This is a genomic window from Thalassospira sp., assembly GCF_030690045.1.
Classification (GTDB): domain Bacteria; phylum Pseudomonadota; class Alphaproteobacteria; order Rhodospirillales; family Thalassospiraceae; genus Thalassospira.
This window is the reverse complement of the sequence record NZ_JAUYHK010000022.1, coordinates 169,344-186,070: the sequence shown is the minus strand read 5'-3', so window position 1 is coordinate 186,070 and position 16,727 is coordinate 169,344. Positions and strand designations below refer to the sequence as shown.

At 57.4% G+C, this 16,727-nt stretch carries 16 protein-coding genes; 5 read left to right on the top strand and 11 right to left on the bottom strand.

Going from position 1 to position 16,727, the window contains the following annotated elements; genetic code table 11:
• Positions 1 to 30 precede the first annotated feature (30 nt).
• Positions 31 to 1,020, bottom strand: a complete 990-nt coding sequence (locus Q8O73_RS19895; protein WP_305559954.1) for a tripartite tricarboxylate transporter substrate binding protein — start codon at positions 1,018 to 1,020, stop codon at positions 31 to 33.
• A gap of 146 nt (positions 1,021 to 1,166) precedes the next feature.
• Here Q8O73_RS19895 and Q8O73_RS19890 point away from each other — a divergent pair, with 146 nt between their 5' ends.
• Complete coding sequence (locus Q8O73_RS19890; RefSeq protein WP_305559953.1) at positions 1,167 to 2,072, top strand: LysR substrate-binding domain-containing protein; 906 nt, start codon at positions 1,167 to 1,169, stop codon at positions 2,070 to 2,072.
• A 1-nt stretch (position 2,073) separates the two neighbouring features.
• Here Q8O73_RS19890 and Q8O73_RS19885 read toward each other — a convergent pair whose 3' ends face one another.
• Both Q8O73_RS19885 and Q8O73_RS19880 read right to left on the bottom strand, forming a co-directional pair.
• Positions 2,074 to 2,703, bottom strand: a complete 630-nt coding sequence (locus tag Q8O73_RS19885; RefSeq protein WP_305559952.1) for a LysE family translocator — start codon at positions 2,701 to 2,703, stop codon at positions 2,074 to 2,076.
• Positions 2,704 to 2,723: 20 nt separating this feature from the next.
• Complete coding sequence (locus Q8O73_RS19880; protein ID WP_305559951.1) at positions 2,724 to 3,509, bottom strand: M48 family metallopeptidase; 786 nt, start codon at positions 3,507 to 3,509, stop codon at positions 2,724 to 2,726.
• 159 nt (positions 3,510 to 3,668) lie between these two features.
• Between Q8O73_RS19880 and Q8O73_RS19875 the strand changes: the two genes are divergently transcribed.
• Both Q8O73_RS19875 and truA read left to right on the top strand, forming a co-directional pair.
• Entirely contained in the window at positions 3,669 to 4,889 is a 1,221-nt protein-coding gene (locus Q8O73_RS19875; protein WP_305559950.1) for an argininosuccinate synthase, read from the top strand.
• A 90-nt stretch (positions 4,890 to 4,979) separates the two neighbouring features.
• On the top strand, positions 4,980 to 5,720 hold the full coding sequence (gene truA / locus Q8O73_RS19870; RefSeq protein ID WP_305559949.1) for a tRNA pseudouridine(38-40) synthase TruA: 741 nt from the start codon (positions 4,980 to 4,982) through the stop codon (positions 5,718 to 5,720).
• Positions 5,721 to 5,728: 8 nt separating this feature from the next.
• Here truA and Q8O73_RS19865 read toward each other — a convergent pair whose 3' ends face one another.
• Positions 5,729 to 6,190, bottom strand: coding sequence for an Lrp/AsnC family transcriptional regulator (locus Q8O73_RS19865; RefSeq protein ID WP_305559948.1), 462 nt, complete (start codon positions 6,188 to 6,190; stop codon positions 5,729 to 5,731).
• Positions 6,191 to 6,349: 159 nt separating this feature from the next.
• Between Q8O73_RS19865 and Q8O73_RS19860 the strand changes: the two genes are divergently transcribed.
• Positions 6,350 to 7,603, top strand: a complete 1,254-nt coding sequence (locus Q8O73_RS19860; RefSeq protein WP_305560002.1) for a D-amino acid dehydrogenase — start codon at positions 6,350 to 6,352, stop codon at positions 7,601 to 7,603.
• Between the two features lie 4 nt (positions 7,604 to 7,607).
• On the opposite strand, the gene Q8O73_RS19855 is transcribed toward Q8O73_RS19860, so the two are convergent.
• Genes Q8O73_RS19855 through Q8O73_RS19825 form a run of 7 tightly spaced genes read right to left on the bottom strand, consistent with a single transcriptional unit; the run spans position 7,608 to position 16,242 of the window.
• Positions 7,608 to 8,543: an FAD:protein FMN transferase gene (locus Q8O73_RS19855; RefSeq protein WP_305559947.1), complete on the bottom strand. Its 936-nt coding sequence runs from the start codon at positions 8,541 to 8,543 to the stop codon at positions 7,608 to 7,610.
• A gap of 1 nt (position 8,544) precedes the next feature.
• The gene (locus tag Q8O73_RS19850) at positions 8,545 to 9,120 is read right to left on the bottom strand and encodes a nitrous oxide reductase accessory protein NosL (protein WP_305559946.1); all 576 of its coding nucleotides are present in this window, start codon (positions 9,118 to 9,120) and stop codon (positions 8,545 to 8,547) included.
• On the bottom strand, positions 9,117 to 9,938 hold the full coding sequence (locus Q8O73_RS19845) for an ABC transporter permease (RefSeq protein WP_305559945.1): 822 nt from the start codon (positions 9,936 to 9,938) through the stop codon (positions 9,117 to 9,119). Before Q8O73_RS19845 ends, Q8O73_RS19850 begins: the two co-directional genes overlap by 4 nt.
• On the bottom strand, positions 9,935 to 10,825 hold the full coding sequence (locus Q8O73_RS19840; protein WP_305559944.1) for an ABC transporter ATP-binding protein: 891 nt from the start codon (positions 10,823 to 10,825) through the stop codon (positions 9,935 to 9,937). Before Q8O73_RS19840 ends, Q8O73_RS19845 begins: the two co-directional genes overlap by 4 nt.
• Positions 10,797 to 12,137 (bottom strand): nitrous oxide reductase family maturation protein NosD, encoded by a 1,341-nt coding sequence (locus Q8O73_RS19835; protein WP_305559943.1) that lies wholly within the window; start codon positions 12,135 to 12,137, stop codon positions 10,797 to 10,799. Before Q8O73_RS19835 ends, Q8O73_RS19840 begins: the two co-directional genes overlap by 29 nt.
• A gap of 3 nt (positions 12,138 to 12,140) precedes the next feature.
• The gene (gene nosZ, locus Q8O73_RS19830; protein WP_305559942.1) at positions 12,141 to 14,093 is read right to left on the bottom strand and encodes a TAT-dependent nitrous-oxide reductase; all 1,953 of its coding nucleotides are present in this window, start codon (positions 14,091 to 14,093) and stop codon (positions 12,141 to 12,143) included.
• Positions 14,086 to 16,242, bottom strand: coding sequence for a NosR/NirI family protein (locus Q8O73_RS19825; RefSeq protein WP_305559941.1), 2,157 nt, complete (start codon positions 16,240 to 16,242; stop codon positions 14,086 to 14,088). Before Q8O73_RS19825 ends, nosZ begins: the two co-directional genes overlap by 8 nt.
• Here Q8O73_RS19825 and Q8O73_RS19820 point away from each other — a divergent pair.
• Complete coding sequence (locus tag Q8O73_RS19820; RefSeq protein WP_305559940.1) at positions 16,241 to 16,621, top strand: hypothetical protein; 381 nt, start codon at positions 16,241 to 16,243, stop codon at positions 16,619 to 16,621. The two genes, Q8O73_RS19825 and Q8O73_RS19820, sit on opposite strands and share 2 nt — an antisense overlap.
• The last annotated feature ends 106 nt before the right edge of the window (positions 16,622 to 16,727 follow it).

The following is a 16,727-nucleotide window of genomic DNA, read 5'->3' as shown; positions in this document are numbered from 1 at the left end:
TCCGTCTCGCTTTAATGGTGGGAAAACCGGTTACTGAATATAGCCGAATTTTTTGGCCATATCGTTGTAAAGCTTGAACTGGCTTTCGACATAGGCATTGGGTTCGTCTTCACCAATCACCGAAACCGCACCGCGTTTTTCCGCGAGCGACAACCATTGTTCATCAACGGCAACCTTGCCCAGGACCTCGGTCCATTTGGCACGAACATCGGCAGGCAGATTTTTCGGGCCGTAAAAGCCGCTCCAGCCGCTGACCTGACCGGCGAGTTCATATCCCAGTTCCTTGGCTGTCGGGACATCGGGCAGGTTCGGCATGCGTTTGGGCGCATAGACCATCAAGGCGCGCATTTTGCCAGCTTCGATATGGGGCATCAGCGAGGCCGAGGCGATGGCGAGAAAATCAACATGCCCGCCCAGAACGGCCGAGGCAAGCTGCCCGCCGCCTTCATAGGGGATCAGGGTTGCGGCTGAGAGCGGGTCAAGACCGGCATCCGACAGCAGCGCCTGAACGGTGAAACCGTCAATCGCGGTCGGGCCGGACGCAGCGTAAGTCATGCGGCCTTGATTTTCACGGATCTTGGTCAGAAGGTCGTCAACGCTTTTGATATCTGAATCGGCATTGACCGCCAAGATCATCGGGGTGACTTCGAGAATCCCCAAAAAGCTGTAGGCATCCCAGCCCACCGGGCTGTCGGCGTAAACCGCCGGATACAGGGCCATGCCAACACGTGACAGCAAAAGGGTATACCCATCCGCGTCCGATTCACTGACAACACGCGCACCGGTCATGCCGCTATTGCCCGGCTGGTTGACAACGACAACCGGCTGATCGCCAAGATAGGGACGGGCGGTTTCGGCCAAAGCACGACCGGCAAGGTCGGATGCGCCGCCTGCCCCATAGGGGATGATCAGGGTGACGGGTTTTTCAGGATAGGATTGCGCCTGTGCGCCAGAAACAACGGCGGTTGCGGCAAGCAGGGCTGCGGCGCCAAACGCCGCCTTTTTCAGATGACGAAACATATATATGTCTCCCGGATGTGGTGGCACGATTGCCGGTCGGTTCATTTTTATTTTGTGGTTAAAACATGGCAAACTATAACCGGTGACGCAAAATTATAATTCCAGTATAACTTATATAGATACTGAAGCGGGAAAACGGGGCAGGGGTGAATTTACGCGAACTGGAAAGTTTCAATGCCTTTATGACGCATGGCTCGGTCACGCGGGCGGCACAGGCGATGAATATCAGCCAGCCGATGGTCAGTCGCCTTTTGACAAATTTTGAAAAAAGCGTCGGTTTTCCGCTGTTTATGCGCAAGCGCAACCAGTTGGTCGCCACGGCTGAGGCCCAGCAGTTTCACAGCACGGTCTTGCGCAGCCTGAATGGTCTGCGCGAACTGGAAACCCAGGCCCGCGCCATTGCCAACCAGCAGCTTGGCAGCATCCGCATCGCCGCCCAGCCGATCTATGTTGATACTTATCTTCTTGATGTTGTTGCGAAATTTAAACGCGCCCATCCCAATGTTTCGGTCAGTATTACCGATACGGGTCTGGAAGGGTTGCTGGAGCTGGTGACAACACGCGAATGCGACCTTGGCATTGGCATTACCCTTGATATGCATGACCGCGATGTGGCGATGACGCCGTTGGCGCAATGCCGGGCGGTGTGTCTGATGCCCCGCGATCACCGTCTGGCAGGGTTCGAGACGATTGATATTGATTTGTTGCGCGGGGAAAGTTTTGTTGAACTGAGCATCGGCAGTCCGCTGCGTACCAAGATCGACTATATCTTTCAGATTGCGGGCTGGCCGCGCAAAATCGCGGTGGAGGCCCGCACCATTCGCACGGTATCGCGGCTGGTTGAACGCAATGTCGGCATAGCGGTGATTGATCCGTTTGCCGCCTTGCTGGTTGACGACAAAAAGGTGGTGGCGCGGCCCCTGACTCCGGCGATTGACTGGGATGTGGCCGTCTTTCATGGCAGCCGCGATCTTAGCAATGTGCAACGCAGTTTTTTGGGGTTCCTGCGCGCCGAAATTCCGGTTTTGCGCGATAGCGGCTGTGTGTTGTGACTTAGCCGCGCCGGTCAAAGGCCAGTTTGGCGGCAAGGGACAGGAATACGCAGCCGGTAAAAATCTGAAACGCCCGCGCCATGCGGGCGGAGCGCGCCAGAAATTGTCCCAGTTTTCCGGCAAAGCCGCCGACCAGCGCATTGATCACCGTGCCGCCGATATTGAGGATCAGGCCCAAAATCAAAAACTGCGCCAGAACCGATCCTTGCGCGGGATGGACAAATTGCGGCACAAAGGCCAGCACAAAGACAATGATCTTGGGATTGAGCAGATTAACCACAATCCCGTCGCGCCACGCCCGAAAGGCCGATGACGACGCGGTTTTGGTCGGTTGCAGGCGTGTGGTGCCGCTGCGAAATGTCTGGATCGCCAGCCAGACCAGCCAGGCAATCCCCGCCCAGCGCAGCATTTCAAACGCCACCGGGTGGGCGGCAATCAGCGCGGCCAGACCGATCCCGGCCAGAAAGGTATGGATCAGCGCCCCGGTGGCAATGCCAAAACTGGCGGCAATTCCGGCCCGTGGCCCCGATTTGATACCCTGCCCCAGACAAAACAGCATGTCATTGCCCGGCGTCATATTGAGTGCCAGCGCAGCAGGAACGAAAATCAGCAGGGTTTCAAACGGGATCATGACCTGACCATCCTGTGGGGTTAGCTGCCGACACCATAGCGGTGCAGGGACGCACCATGTTTTTTCAGCCAGAATTGCTGTTTGGTCGAAGGTCCATACAGATCGTCAACCACCTTCCAGAAACGCGGGCTGTGATTAAGTTCGGCCAGATGGGCGACTTCGTGGGCGACGACGTAATCGAGAACATCTTCGGGAGCCAGTACCAACCGCCAGGAAAACGCCAGATTGCCGCCCGATGAACAGCTGCCCCAGCGCGATTTGGTATCCTTGATTGAAATCCGGCTGATTTTTTTGCCAATGCGCCCGGCATAGGCATGGGCGCGGGGGGCGATTTCCAGTTTTGCCTGTTTTTTCAACCAGTCGGCGACTCGCCGTCCGCTATGTTCGGGTTGCCCGGAAACCCAGATCACACCGGAATCGGCCCAAACCCCGCGTTTGGCGTCCGGCACCGTGCGGATCGCATGGTCCTGCCCCAAAAACGGTACCCATGCGCCCGGTACAAAATGCACCCGGTCGGGCAGGCGACTGATATGGGCGGCGATCCAGTCGCTATGCTGTGACAGCATCGACAGGGCCACTTTGCGCGATATGCCGTCGGGCACAATCACTTCTACCCCGTCAAAAGCCGGATCAATGCGCAATTTCAACCGGGTTGCGCGCGCACTGGGCCGCAGTCGCACCGGCAACGGGCCGATCCGGGGCAAATCAATCTCGGTTTCTTCGATATGGCGCAGCATGTCAGGCGAAATGATCCGGTTTGGGGCAGAAATTTCAAAGTTTTTGCGTGTTTTTGCCGGTCGCGCCATCTTGGCCCTTGCCCGGCCTATGGGTTTTCCTATACTCCGCGCTCAAGGTAAAGGGCCAAACCCGGTAACCTGAAACCGGCCATCCCGGTTTGGGCCCGCGGGCGGATGCCAAAATGGCGTCGGCCCGGCATAACATCGGAAGACGAAAGGCGTCACAGCATGAGCAATCGGGTTAAAAAGGTGGTGCTTGCCTATTCAGGCGGGTTGGATACCTCCATCATCCTGAAATGGCTGCGCGAAGAATATAATTGCGAAGTCGTCACTTTCACCGCCGATCTTGGCCAGGGCGAGGAACTGGAACCTGCCCGCAAAAAAGCCGAGATGATGGGCGTGAAGGAAATCTTTGTCGAAGATTTGCGCGAAGAATTCGTCCGCGATTATGTCTTTCCGATGTTCCGCGCCAATGCCCTGTATGAAGGCGTTTATTTGCTGGGTACCTCGATTGCCCGGCCCCTGATCGCCAAACGTCAGATCGAAATTGCCGAAATGGTCGGTGCCGATGCCGTGTCGCATGGTGCCACTGGCAAGGGCAATGATCAGGTTCGGTTTGAACTGGGTTATTACGCCCTGAAACCCGACGTCAAGGTGATCGCACCGTGGCGCGAATGGAAACTGAATTCGCGCACCATGTTGCTGGATTTCGCCCGCGAACATCAAATTCCGATTTCGGCCGACAAGGCTGGCGGGGACGAGCCGCCCTATTCGACCGATGCCAATCTTTTGCATATTTCCTATGAAGGCAAGGCACTGGAAGACCCGTGGACAAAGCCGAACGAAAACATGTTTGTGCGCACGGTTTCGCCGCAAAATGCGCCGGACGCCATCACCACCATCGAAGTCGAATTTGAACAGGGCAACCCGGTTGCGGTCAATGGCGAACGCATGAGCCCGGCGACCCTGCTGACCAAGCTGAACGACATTGCCGGTAAAAACGGTATTGGCCGTCTTGATCTGGTTGAAAATCGCTATGTCGGTATGAAATCACGCGGCGTTTACGAAACCCCGGGCGGTACCATCCTGTCGGTTGCACACCGGGCGATGGAAAGCATCACGCTGGACCGTAATGCAGGCCATCTCAAGGACGAGTTGATGCCGCGTTATGCCGAAATGATCTATAACGGTTACTGGTGGTCGCCGGAACGTCAGGCCCTGCAACGCCTGATCGACGATACCCAGAAAACGGTGAATGGTGTTGTGCGCCTTGACCTTTACAAGGGCAATGTCACTGTGACCGGCCGCAAATCGCCAAATTCGATCTATTCCGAGGCGCATGTGACGTTCGAGGCCGACACGGTTTACAATCAGCGCGACGCTGAAGGCTTTATCAAGCTTAATGCGTTGCGCCTGCGTCTGGGCTTTGATCGCGATAGCGTCAAATAAGCAGGGTCATCCCCTGTTTCGGTCTGATTTATTGGACGAGGGGCGTTTGACGTCCCTCGTCTTTGTTTGAAAGTGCGGTAATATCCTGCGATGCAACGTTATAAATGCACTGTTGAATATGATGGCCGCCCCTATCATGGCTGGCAATATCAGGACAATGTGATTTCGGTACAGCAGGTGTTTGAACAGGCCCTTGCGAAATTTGCCGGACAGTTTGTGCGCGTGCATGTATCGGGCCGCACTGATGCCGGGGTTCATGCGCTGGGCCAGGTGGTGCATTTCGATATTTCAACGGCGTATCCTGCGGATGTGGTGATGAACGCGATCAACCATCATTTGCGCCCGGCCCCGGTGGCGGTTGTGGCGGCAGAAGCCGTTGATCCGGATTTTCACGCCCGCTTTGATTCCAAGAAACGATATTATATGTATCGCATCATCAATCGCCGGGCGCCGCTGGCGCTTGAGGCCGGTCGCGCCTGGGGGATTTTCAGGGCGCTGGATGTTGATGCGATGAATGTGGGTGCCCGCCATTTGCTGGGCCATCACGATTTCACCAGTTTTCGCGACACGGATTGTCAGGCCAAAAGCCCGATGAAGACACTGGATCGTCTTGATGTGGTGCGCGGTGAAAAGGATGAAATCCGCATCCATGCCGAAAGCCGGTCTTTTTTACATCATCAGGTGCGCAACATGGTTGGCACCCTTGTTCTGGTTGGCAAGGGCAACTGGCAACCCGATGATGTCAAAACGGCCCTTGAAGCCTGCGACCGCCGCGCTGGCGGCCCGACTGCGCCTGCCGACGGGCTGTATTTTGTGCGGGTGGATTATTAGGCGGTTGCCTATTTCCGGACGGCCCGTGATACCAGCACATTACGGATCGAAAAGCTGGAATGGATGCGTGATACGCCGGGCAGTTTGGCAAGGATTTCCTTGTGGATACGTTCAAAATCGCCGCCATTTTCGACCACAACCCGCAACAGATAATCCGATCCGCCGGTCATCAGGTAACATTCCTGAATTTCGGGATGTTTGCGGATGGCGGCTTCAAACCGGTTGAGATGCTCCTCGGTCTGGCGTTCCAGCGTGATGTTGATGATCACGGAAATGGTGTTTTGATCCTCGGCATTGCCGACAAGGGCGGTATAGCCGCGAATAACCCCTTCCTGTTCCAGCAAATTGATGCGCCGAAGGCAGGCCGATGGTGACAGACCGACATCGGCGGCCAGTTTGGTGTTGCTGATTCGGGCATTGAGGCGCAGCGCCCGGATGATATTGCGGTCAATCGCGTCAAGGCGGGACATGCGGATTCTTTCAATATGCCAATGATAATGTCATTTCATGGTTGAAATTGATCAAATTATCCACTCATTCGCAGGATTTTTCCAGATCATTTCAATATTCTCCGTCTTTTCCCGGCCCGTCGGGGCTGTCCCGCATTTTCCCTTTCACATGAGATCATGATGAAAATTACGGTTCTTGGCGCAGGCGTTATTGGTGTGACTTCGGCCTATTATCTTGCCAGGGCGGGGCATGAGGTCACGGTGATTGATCGGCAGGCCGGGCCTGCGCTTGAAACCAGTTTTGCCAATGCCGGGGAAATTTCGCCGGGTTATGCCTCGCCGTGGGCGGGGCCGGGTATTCCGCAAAAGGCGGTCAAATGGCTGTTTATGAAACATGCGCCACTGATCTTGCAGCCGATGTTCGATGCGGCGACCTGGCGCTGGATCAGCGCGATGTTGCGCAATTGCACATCGGCACGGTATGCGGTCAACAAGGGGCGCATGGTGCGTCTGGCGGAATACAGCCGCGACAGCCTGATTGCGCTGCGCGACGAAACCGGTATTGCCTATGACCACCGGACCCAGGGCACCTTGCAGCTGTTTCGTACCCAAAAACAGCTGGACGGGATTGGCAAGGATGTGGATGTGTTGCGGGCGGACGGTGTGCCGTTCGAGGTGCTGGACCCGCTGGGCTGCATTGCCGCCGAACCGGGACTTGCCGGGGTGCGTGATAAAATCGTCGGGGGTTTGCGCCTGCCCAATGATGAAACCGGCGACTGTTTCAAATTCACCAATGAACTGCAAAAACGTGCCGAAGAACTGGGCGTGACCTTTCGCTTTGGTGTTGATATTCGTCGCCTGCATCAGGATGGCAACCGCATTATTGGCGTTGAAACGGCGGCAGGGGTGGTGCGTTCGGATGTGTTTGTTGTGGCGCTGGGCAGTTATTCGCCGGGCTTGTTAAAGCCGCTGGGCCTGAAATTGCCGGTCTATCCGGTCAAGGGATATTCGATCACGGTGCCGATCATGGACGCATCGCGTGCCCCGGTTTCCACCATCATGGATGAAAGTTATAAAATCGCCATCACCCGTCTGGGCGACTGCATCCGGGTGGGCGGGATGGCCGAAATTGCCGGGTTTAACGATGATCTGCCCCTGGCCCGCCGGGCGACCCTTGAACATTCGGTCGATGACCTGTTTGGCGGTGCCGGTAATCTGAAAGAAGCCAGTTTCTGGTCGGGCCTTCGGCCCATGACGCCGGATGGCACGCCGATTATCGGCGCGACCCGGTTTGACAATCTGTATCTGAATACCGGCCACGGTACGCTGGGCTGGACCATGGCCTGCGGGTCGGGGCGGGTGCTGTGCGACCTGATCAGCAACCGCACACCCGACATCGACACCCATGATCTGGGCATTGCGCGGTATGCCTGACCGGTCAGGCGAGATGCACCAGCCGCGCCTTGGGAAACGCTGCCAGCAGGGCGGTGATTTCCGGGCGGGTCATCAGGCACATGGCAGTGCTGAGCGCATCGGCAAGGGCGGCATCGGGTGCGGAAACACTGATGCTTTGCCACGGACTTTTACCCGCTGCGCCATTGCGCGGGTCAAGGATATGGCCGACTTTGCCTTGCGCATCAAACACTGTGCCGCGGGGGGATGATGTTGCCAGTGCGCGGTCGCGCAAGGGGACAGCATCGGTCAGAATGCTTGATCCGGTATCAATCGACACCGGCCAGTCACCGCCATCGGGATGCCCGCCAAGGGCGTGAAATTCGCCGGTATTGACCAGAATGTCGGTCAGGCCTTCGGCCTGCAACAGGGCCGCAACGCGGTCTGCAACATAACCTTGCGCCACCCCGTTCAGGGTGATGGCCATGCCGGGGCGGTCAAACTGCACACCATTCTGATCATACCCCACCCCGTTCCAGCCGGTTTGCGACAGGGTGGTTTTGATGGCGTCGGGATGCGGAGCCTGCCCGTTGGCATGGTGTCGGGCATAAAGCTGCCACAGGGGTTGGATCGTTGGATCGAACAGGCCGTTGCTGGCGGTATGTACGGCATTGCACAGGCCCAGACATTCAAGCAGATCAAATGGTGGTGCGTCGATCCGGCCATGTGCATTAAGCTGCATCAGGGTTGAATTGGGTCGATAGAGACTGAAGATGTTTTCCAGCCGGGCGATTTCAGCAAGGGCGCGCTGGATGATTGCATCGGCATTGGGATGGGCAAGGCTGATTGAGGCCGCAGACCCCATCGCCACCCCGCGCCAATGAGTGACCGGAAGGGCGGCACGGGCGATGCCGGGCAAACCGGCAAGGGTCGCCGTGGCGGCGGAAATCATTAAAAAACGGCGTCGTGACACTTGGGTCATTTTAATTTTCGCCCTCCTGACGGAGTTGTTTGAGGCGGTTACGGTAATCATCGTCATCTTCGCTGATGGCGACCGGGTTGATGGCGACCGGCGACAGCACGGCGACATCGGCGATGTCATCCAGCGTCATGACCTGCCCGCCATGAAGTTTGGCAAAACGCGCGGCATCATCGGGGTTTGAAAATGGCACAAGTTCGGCCGCCCCCATGCCACCGACCCGGTTTGAACCGACGACATAATGCGCCGATATGGCGGGAATCCAATTATCTGCGCCGATCACGTTCCAGTCTGTCACCTGTGACATGTCGCTGACATAGATCACACGGATGGCGTGGCTTTGTTCGGGCATGCGTTGATAGGCAACCGCATCGCGGACCTGACTGAAAAACAGCGGATGGGGCATGCCATCCAGATGGATTTGTGCCTTGGGGCCGGGATGTTCAAGGATGTTCATCTGGCAGTAATGGCCGACGGCCTCGGCGGTCATGGCGACAGGGGCGGGCAGGTTTGCGGCCTCGTCCTCGCGACAGGCGGTCAGGGTCAAAAGCGTGATGGCAACCAGCAGGATTTTGGTCATGGCGTCACCTTGCGAAAGGCCATCAGGGCAAGCCCGAAAGCGGCAATCGGCCATAGCATGATCGAGGCAAGGGCATGGATTTGCGGGATGCTGTTGGCGGCCCCGGCAATGCCTGCGGCGGCGGCTGTGGCCTCGGACGCGGCAAGATTATACAGACGAAAGGCATCCGCCGGATTGCCCAGCAACAGCCACGGGAAAACCTGTGTGGTGAAAACCCCGCCATCATCGGCGACAATCGCCGCCAGAAGCCCAAGGTCATACAGCACAATCAGCACCAGCCACAGCCCGATCACCAGACCGGCCGCAGCACCGGGACGGCGGGCAAAGGCGGAAATGGCATATCCGATGCCCAGAAAGGTGGCACCAAGCAAAAGCGAGGTCCAGAACAGCCGGACAAGGGCCGGAATGCCAAGGGCCGCACGCGGGTCCATGACCATGGCGGCGATCACCGCGATGCCATAACCGACCGCGACCGCAAGCGCGAGAATGGCGAGATGGGCGGTAAACTTGCCCAGCAACAATTCGGCGCGCGATACCGGATAGGTCAGAACCAGCGGCAAGGTGCCGCGTTCGACTTCGCCCGCCACGGCATCAAACGACATCAAAAGGGCGACCAGCGGCACCAGATAGACTGCCAGGGATGTCAGGCTGGCAACCGTGACGGACAGTTTATCTGCCCCCAGTGCCCCGGTGGGAGCACTGCCAGCGGCAGATAAAACCATGGAAAACAGCGCCATCATCACCACCGCAATGGTGACCCAGCGATTGCGCAGCGCAATCAGGAATTCGGCGCGACCGGATGCCAGAATACGGGTCATGACGCGGCCCCTTTGCTAAAATGGCTATAGATATCTTCAAGACTGGGCGGGATGATTTCAACATCGTCAATCATCGCGCCAAGGGCAGCGATATCGCCCAGCCGGGCCAGTTTGTCGTCATAACCGCAGGTCAGATCGACCATCACCCCATTGCGACGGCCACCGGACAATTTGTCGGCAACCTGATCGGCACTTCCGGGATGGGCGGAAACCTGAAGGCGGATCGGCAAGGCAGCCCGACGGCGCAAATTGCCCAGCGTATCATTGGCAACCATGACGCCGCCCGACAGGATAACAATGCGATCCGTGCGGGCTTCGACCTCGGTCAAGGCGTGGGACGATAACAGGATGGCGACACCCTCAAGTGCCAGTTCATCCAGAATCTCGTAAAATTCGCGGCGCGATACCGGGTCAAGGCCGCTGGTCGGTTCGTCCAGTACCATCAGGCGTGGCTTGCCGATCAATGCCTGTGCCAGACCGACCCGCTGACGCATCCCTTTGGAATAGGTACCGATCCGGCGTTTTGCCGCATCCGCCAGTCCGACCCGTGCGAGCAAGGCCGGGGCAAGGTCGGGGTCCTGACTGCGCAGGCGCAGGTAATACCGGATTTGCTCCTCCCCGGTCAGGGCCGGGTGAAAGGCGGCATTTTCCGGCAGATAGGCGGTTCCGGCGCGGGCCGTATGGCTGCCGGGTGCATCGCCCAGAACCGACACCGTGCCCTGATCAGCGGTGATCAGCCCAAGGATGATTTTCATCAATGTTGATTTGCCCGCACCATTATGGCCCAGCAGGGCGACCCGTTCGCCGGGTGCAACGTCAAAACCAACATCATCCAGCACGGTCCTGCCGTCATAAAGCTTAGTGACTTGTGAGAGGGTCAGACACATCTTCAAACCTTTCATGCAACCATGCGGGGCGGGCGCGGGCCTCGGCCTCCATGGCGGTGATTTCTTTGGAAACCTTGATTTCGACGGCGCGGGTCAGCGGAAAACTGTCCAGCACCCCGCCGGGCAGGGTGGCGGGGAAATGGGCCTGACTCCAGCGGATCAGCTGCACAGCGGGCGAGCCCAGCAGCAAACCGGCGGCGGGTTGTGACCACAGGATATGGTCCATCAGATCGTTGGGACGAAAGCGGCCATCGGCAATGCCATCGCCATCCAGATCAAAAGCCGGATGGTCAGACCAGAAATTGCCACGGTTATCAAAGCTCCATTCTACGTCGCGGGTGCCGACATATTTGACCTGTGTCTGATTGCCGATAAAGGCATTGCCGGTCAGGGCGTTGCGTTCGGACCCGGCCGTAAAATGAATGCCAATCGCGCAGCCTTCAAACCGGTTGCCATTGATCAGATTGCGATGTGCGTTGTAGATAAAGGCGCATTTGCCGCCCGCGCCCCGCACCAGATTGTCGCTGACATCGGCGTTATTGGCGTAATTCAGCATCAATCCCTGATCGCGATCGGCCAGCGACATATTGCCGCGCACCTTGATGCGATTGGAAAACATCAGGGCGTATCCCAGATGATTGCCGATGGAAATATTGCCCGACACCTCGGAATCGTTGGCATACATGTAATGGACGGCAAAACGCAGATCGCGAAACAGATTGCCGCGAAAAATGCCCCGGTTCGAGGTATTGACGAAAATGCCGTCGCGGCCCAGCCGGATATCGTTGTTTTCAACCAGTGTACCCGGCGCATTCCAGACATAAACACCATTGCCCCGCGCATTGACCCGGTATCCGGTGCGCCCGACAATGGTGTTGTTGCGTACCGTGCTGTCGGTGGCACCATGAATATCGACGCCATACAGATTGCCCAGAATACGGTTGTCTTCGACCACAATACGGGCGGCACTGCGCAAAAGCTGCACCCCGGAATCGATGGTTTCGTGTTCTGATCCCGATCCGGTGATTTCCAGCCCGCGAATGACGATATCGGTGCCGGTCACGGTAATGACACTGCCGGTTTCGCCGCCATCAAGGATGGCCGTACCACCGCCATCAAGGGTGATGGCCCGGTCCAGCACCACCGGGCCATCGTGACGGCCCGGTGCCAGAAGCAGGACATCGCCGGGATTGGCCCCGGCGATGGCAGTTACAAGCGCCCCGGCCTGTGCCGGAACCCATTGTTGTCCGGCCACGGCGAAATGCAGCGGCAGGATCAGCATGGCGACAAGCAGAAGGACGGGGCGTTTCATGGCTCAGGCGCTCCGGGGTTCGACGAGCATACGGCCGCGCATTTCCATGTGCAGCGCATGGCAGAACCACTGGCAGTAATACCAGTAAACACCCGGTTTGGCGGCAACGAAGGTTGCCGATGCGGTGGCCTGCGGGGCGACCTCGAAGGCAACGCCATGATCGCCCATGGTAAAGCCGTGGGTCAGATCATCGATGTCATCAAGATTGGTGACAATCACGGTGACTTCGTCGCCTTCCTTTACCGTGAAGGATTCCAGGCTGAAAGTCGGGGCCTGCGATGTCATGTAAACCCGAACCTTGTTGCCATCCCGGATCACCGTATCGGCATAATCGTCGATATCCACACCGTCTGCTTCGGCCTGTTTGCGGGTATCGGCCCACATCGGGTCCTGACGGTCCCAGGCATTCAGCGGATTGATCAGCGAGCGGTGAACGATGATCGAGTCATGCGGTTCGGCAAAGGTCGGGCCGTCATGCATCAGGATCATCTCGTCGCCCTCAAGCGCGAACAATTGTTCGTTTTCGGGTTTCAGCGGCCCGACATTGAGGAAGCGATCCTTGGAAAACTTGTTCATCGAAATGAACCATTTGCCATCGGCTTCAAGGGTTTCACCCATCGAGGTCGAATTGTGACCCGGCTGGTAATGGACATCGACCTTGGTAATGATCGGATCGACATTTTCACCGGCATAGGCGCGAACCGCCTTGTCGATATTCCATTTCACCACCTGACTGTCGAGGAACAGGGTGGTAAAGGCGTTGCCCTGCCCGTCAAAGGCAGTGTGTAGCGGACCAAGCCCCAGTTCCGGTTCGGCAACCACGACCGAACGCGGTTCGGCACCATCATAGAACACCGCATCGAGTTTGGTGACATCAATCACCGAAACGGTTGGTGACAGTTTGCCGCTGATGCACAGATGTTTCTTGTCCGGGGCCATGTTGCAGCCATGCGGGCTGTTGGGGATCGGAATATAACGGGTATAGTTTTTGTTCTGGCCTTTGCGGCCATCAATCACTTTTACACCGTTCAGTTCGATGAAATCACCCGCCGCAATGCCTTTTTCGATTTCCGCGATGTTAAAGACCACAACATGGTCCAGTTCGGACGCGGTCATTTCGGCAATATTCATGCCCATTTCGGAATTGTAGCTGGTCGAAAAGGCGTATTTGCCGTCGTAATCGGCATCGGTGTTGTCAAGATTGCCCGAGACCATTACCTGCCATGCGACCTGCATTTCGTCGGCATCAATGGCGGTATAGAAATTCACATATTGCGACGGATCATCCAGGATTTTGCCGTCATTGATCATCGGCCCTTCGTCTTCGCCATTGGCAAAGACGTAATTGGTGCGCGGCCATTTTTGTGGACGCAGGCCGTGAATGGCCTTGGCATTCGGAATTTCAAGGATCTTGTCGGGCTTCATGACGTCAAGACGGATACGGGCAACACGGGTGTTGGCCTTGTCGTTCATGAACAGAAAACGACCGTCATATTTGCCTTCGGTAAAGGACATATGGACATGGTGAAGGTCGCCATTATCATGCACTTTTTTGCCATTGGCGGCCAGAAAGTTCCGGGTTCTGTCCGACATGTTTTCGGTCAGAATCTTGAGGCTTTCGTTGGTTTGCCCCCAACCGGTTGCCGAACAGCGGTTAAATACCGGAACGCGCATCAGTTCGCGCATCGACGGGATGCCCAGAATGCGCATTTCGCCACATTGGCCCGACGACCAGAAACCGTAATATTCATCCAGTTCGCCCGGTGCGAGATGCGCATTGGCGGTGGTGGTTGCGGCATTTGCGCCGCTGGTGGCGGCAAGGGTTGCAACACCGGTTGCACCGCCAACCATTGCCATGCGGGTCGCACCGGCCGCGCCGACGAGGGCAGCCCCGCTTGCCGCAGCACTGAGAAGATCGCGGCGACTGATGCCGGATTTGGGTGTCGTGTCAGACATTTCTATTCTCCTTGGGATTGGGATTTTTGGTCATGAACCGCTCCAGCGCTTCTGTTGCGCCTTTGGAACCGGCCAGGAGATTTTCCTGCCGTTTGAGCTTTTTGATGACGACCGGGCATTTGTGTTCGGATTGATACAGCACCTGACAATGAAGGCAGTAGAGACACTCGTTGGGGTTGATTTCTCCTGTTGGGTGGATGGCCTGCACCATGCATTCGTGGGCACAGGTCTGGCAGGGGCTGCCGCATTCCCGGTATCGTTTGAGCCAGTCAAACATCCGGATGCGCGCCGGAATCGCCAGTGCAGCGCCCAGCGGGCAGAGATATCGGCAGAAAAACCGTTCGACGAACAGCCCGATGCCCAGCAACACCAGCGCATAGAGGACAAAGGGCCAGGCGCGGTCGAATTTCAGGACAATGGCGGTTTTGAAGGGTTCGACCTCGGCCAGTTTTTCGGCCTGATCGACCGAGGCCAGCATGGTGCCGAGCAGACCCAAAAAGATGATGTATTTCACCGCCCACAAGCGTTCATGAAGACCCCAGGGCAGGGTCCATTGCGGCACGCGGAAAAATTTGGCGATGCGGTTGGTCAGTTCCTGAAGGGCACCAAACGGGCACAGCCAGCCACAATAGGCTCCGCGTCCCCAGAAAATCAGGGCAGCCGCAATCGCAAACCACAGGATGAAGGTCAGCGGGTCCAGCAGGAAGGCTTCCCAGGTGAAGCCGGAGATCAACGAACTGCCCAGTGCCATCAGATTGACGACAGAGAGTTGCGCATTGGCGTACCAGCCCAGAAAAACCAGCGTGACCGACAGATAGCCAATCCGGAACCAGAAGGTGACGGCGGCGGAACGTGTCAGAAAACCCTGAAAGAAAAAGGCGGCGGTCAGGACGGCCAGCATGATGGCAAGACCGGCGATTTCCAGCGTCTTGTCACGCCAGATGCGTTGCCACAGGGCGGTTTTGGCGGCCTGTTCATCGCTATCAATTTCGGCAGTAACCGGGGCAAGGGAGGGTGCCGGGGCCATCTGGCGCAGATATTGCGCCGGGGCCTGCCACCCCATGTCAAAGGTGGTGTAAACCCGTTCGATGGCACCGACATCACGCTGAACCAAAAGCTGTAACCGCCACGGTTCGGTTGGATCAAAACCGGCATCGGCGGGAATTTTGAACAGATCCATTTCGGACAGTTCGGGCACACCATCGGCGAAGATATCCCCGACCCGGCGGTGGTTGCGGTCGCGGAACCGTACCGACATGTCGCCCTGAATAAGCTGGATGCGGTCAAACAGCCCGCCGCGCACATAGCCTGATCCCTTGAAGGAATATTGTCCGCGTCCGGCCACCAGAATGGCGTGTTCGCCGTCTTTCAGCCATGTGCGCAGATTGGCATTGCCGCGATCACCCAGCACGGCCTCGCCAATTGCCGGGATGCTGACAAGGGTGGCATACATGTCGATAAAATTATCATCGGGTGTGCCGTCAATGGGCCGTTCGGCGGCGCGGGGGTCGGCCATGGCGGCAAAGGCGTTGTTGACCTGTCCGATATCCAGCGACATGCGCCGGATGGTTCCGTCCCCGACCAGTGTCAGCCAGTCCGACGCCGCCTTGGCATCGGGGTTGATGTCAAAGGTCGGACCTGTGGCGGCCTGTGCCACAGATAACCCGCCAAGGCCAAGGGCGCGGGCCACCCGCAGGCCGGACCGGATGATCGAATCGTCAATCACCATGATGGTGACGGTCGCGCCGGAAATGATGTTCAGTTCGTGGCTTGAACCATCCACCGCTGTTATCAGGTCAAACCCGACATAGCCTTCGGTCAGGGCGGCGATTTTGGCGTCGGGAATGCCGATCAGGACAATCGGTTCGGAATGCTTGACCAGTTTGACGCCAATGATTTTGGCATCGGCATCAACCGCCATCATGACATGGATCGGTTTGCCGGAATAACCGGTGGTGCCGACAAAATCAGAGGTGATAAAGGCCCAGCCGATGGTCTCACCATCCCGCAACACAGGGGCAACCGGGACATCCTTGCTGATCGGGCCATAGCTGTCCGCGCCCGCCACCAAGGACGCGGCAGGCATTTCAGTCAGAAAACGGGAAAGATGGGGCTGTGTTTGCGCCGATGCGGCCAAGGGCAGCAGCATGAAAAGCAATGCTGCCAGAAAGGGCCGGAGAAAATCCCTGAGCGGGATTATGTCAGAAATTTTGGGCGCGCAGATATACGGGGGCGTCATGGTGTCAGGCCTTTTGCGGGAACGGTGGCGCACGGGCGCTTGCCAGCGAGAAATGACGCTGGCTTACAAGATCGGTCTGTCCGGTACGGGCAGGGCTAAAGACAGGTTGCTTGCGCCAAAGCACAACATCAGCCGGGGTCAGATAAAATGTGCCGGTTTGCAAACAATCAGGGCAAAGCGGACAGCCGCAGTCTTGTTGCGGGTCGCTGAGAACTCCTTGCGCATCGACAAGGATTTTTGCCGGTTCGCCATTGGCCGTGCAGATGATGATTTCGGTAAGGGGCGCTGAACCATGCAGGCCGGATGCCTGCACTTTTCCCGCCGCCATATTGCCGCCGATCAGCGACAAGGCGATTAGAATCGAGAAAAGGGGGCGAAGCCTGTTTTTACACATG